This is a genomic window from Gordonia sp. NPDC003422 (assembly GCF_053588675.1).
In genome coordinates this window covers 1765-4264 of record NZ_JBSFQL010000055.1, presented here as the reverse complement: position 1 = coordinate 4264, position 2500 = coordinate 1765, and the positions used below count along the sequence as shown (strand labels likewise).

The 2500-nt window shown below is 55.7% G+C and carries 2 rRNA genes (both running past the window's edge); both read left to right on the top strand.

The features are described from left to right. A 16S ribosomal RNA gene (locus ACWDTF_RS24565) occupies positions 1-325 on the top strand; it begins 1196 nt to the left of the window's first position. A 432-nt stretch (positions 326-757) separates the two neighbouring features. After that, positions 758-2500: ribosomal RNA gene (locus tag ACWDTF_RS24560) — 23S ribosomal RNA — on the top strand; it runs 1492 nt beyond the window's last position. The 16S and 23S rRNA genes sit together here, the layout of an rRNA operon.

Genomic DNA, 2500 nt, shown 5'->3' with positions numbered 1-2500 from the left:
GGGCTTCACACATGCTACAATGGCTGGTACAGAGGGCTGCGATACCGTGAGGTGGAGCGAATCCCTTAAAGCCAGTCTCAGTTCGGATTGGGGTCTGCAACTCGACCCCATGAAGTCGGAGTCGCTAGTAATCGCAGATCAGCAACGCTGCGGTGAATACGTTCCCGGGCCTTGTACACACCGCCCGTCACGTCATGAAAGTCGGTAACACCCGAAGCCGGTGGCCTAACCCTTGTGGAGGGAGCTGTCGAAGGTGGGATCGGCGATTGGGACGAAGTCGTAACAAGGTAGCCGTACCGGAAGGTGCGGCTGGATCACCTCCTTTCTAAGGAGCATTTGACGTGCATGCATGTGGAAGCGTGTGTGTGCGGAGTCCTGTTTGTGGCCGAGTGTGCTGCACAGGGAAGCTCAAGGGTGAAACATCAGACAGGATTGTTGTGTGCCGGCGTGTGCTGGTAGGCGCGGTCTTCCGCTTGTCCGTGAGGTGGGTGGGTTTGTTGTCACGCTATCGGGGTTCTGAGGGAACACACGTTTCTTCTGGGCTTGCATGGCGATGATTGTGGTGAGGGTTCCTGTGATGGGGGCTGGAGCGGTCAGGGTTGTGCAGGTGTGTGTTGTTTGAGAAGTGCATAGTGGATGCGAGCATCTTTATTTTTGCAATGCATTACGAATCATTTTTGGTTTGTGTGTTTTGTTCGAGTTTTTGTTTTTCTACATTTTCGCGGGGGTTTGTTCCCCTGTGGGTTTGTAGGTGTTGTTGTAAGTGTTTTAGGGCGTTCGGTGGATGCCTTGGTACCAGGAGCCGATGAAGGACGTGGTAGGCCGCGATAGTCCTCGGGGAGTTGTCAAACGAGCTGTGATCCGAGGGTGTCCGAATGGGGAAACCCAGCACGAGTGATGTCGTGTTACCACCCAGTGAATGTATAGCTGGTGTGGGGGGAACGTGGGGAAGTGAAACATCTCAGTACCCATAGGAAGAGAAAACAATTGTGATTCCGTGAGTAGTGGCGAGCGAAAGCGGAGGAGGCTAAACCATGCGCATGTGATACCGGGTAGGGGTTGTGTGTGTGGGGTTGTGGGGTTCATCTTCTTCCATCTACCTGTGGAAGCGTGAGTGAGAAAATCGTGTGTTAGGTGAAGTGGCCTGGAATGGTCTGCCGTAGTCGGTGAGAGTCCGGTAGCTGAAAACATGCGGTCTTGCGTGATGGGTGCCCAAGTAGCAGCGGGCTCGTGGAATCTGCTGTGAATCTGCCGGGACCACCCGGTAAGCCTGAATACTTCCTGGTGACCGATAGCGGACTAGTACCGTGAGGGAAAGGTGAAAAGTACCCCGGGAGGGGAGTGAAATAGTACCTGAAACCGGACGCTTACAATCCGTCAGAGCCTGTGCATCGTTTGGTCGGTGGTGGGTGATGGCGTGCCTTTTGAAGAATGAGCCTGCGAGTTAGTGCTCAGTGGCGAGGTTAACCCGTGTGGGGTAGCCGTAGCGAAAGCGAGTCTGAATAGGGCGTTGATAGTCGCTGGGTCTAGACCCGAAGCGGAGTGATCTACCCATGGCCAGGGTGAAGCGACGGTAAGACGTCGTGGAGGCCCGAACCCACTTCAGTTGAAAATGGAGGGGATGAGTTGTGGGTAGGGGTGAAAGGCCAATCAAACTCCGTGATAGCTGGTTCTCCCCGAAATGCATTTAGGTGCAGCGTTGCGTGTTTCTTGCCGGAGGTAGAGCTACTGGATGGCCGATGGGCCCTACTAGGTTACTGACGTCAGCCAAACTCCGAATGCCGGTAAGTGAGAGCGTGGCAGTGAGACTGCGGGCGATAAGGTTCGTAGTCGAGAGGGAAACAGCCCAGATCGCCGGCTAAGGCCCCTAAGCGTGTACTAAGTGGAAAAGGATGTGGGGTCGCGAAGACAACCAGGAGGTTGGCTTAGAAGCAGCCACCCTTGAAAGAGTGCGTAATAGCTCACTGGTCAAGTGATCCTGCGCCGACAATGTAGCGGGGCTCAAGTACACCGCCGAAGCCGCGGCACTCACATAAGCCCGTCACTGCCTTACGGGGTGGTGGCCAGGTGTGTGGGTGGGTAGGGGAGCGTCCTGCATCCGTGGAAGCCACAGAGTGATCTAGTGGTGGAGGGTGTGGGAGTGAGAATGCAGGCATGAGTAGCGAAAGCAGAGTGAGAAACTCTGCCGCCGAATGACCAAGGGTTCCTGGGCCAGGCTAATCCGCCCAGGGTGAGTCGGGACCTAAGGCGAGGCCGACAGGCGTAGTCGATGGACAACGGGTTGATATTCCCGTACCCGTGTATCCGCGCCCATGCTGAATCAGTTGTACTAACCACCCAAATCCCAACAGACTGCCTTCGGGTAGCTGGCGGGGGCTGCGTGGGACCTCGGCTGGTAGTAGGCAAGCGATGGGGTGACGCAGGAAGGTAGTGGTGCCAGGTGGTGGAAGTCCTGGTGTAAGCCTGTAGGGCGAGACATAGGCAAATCCGTGTTTCATGT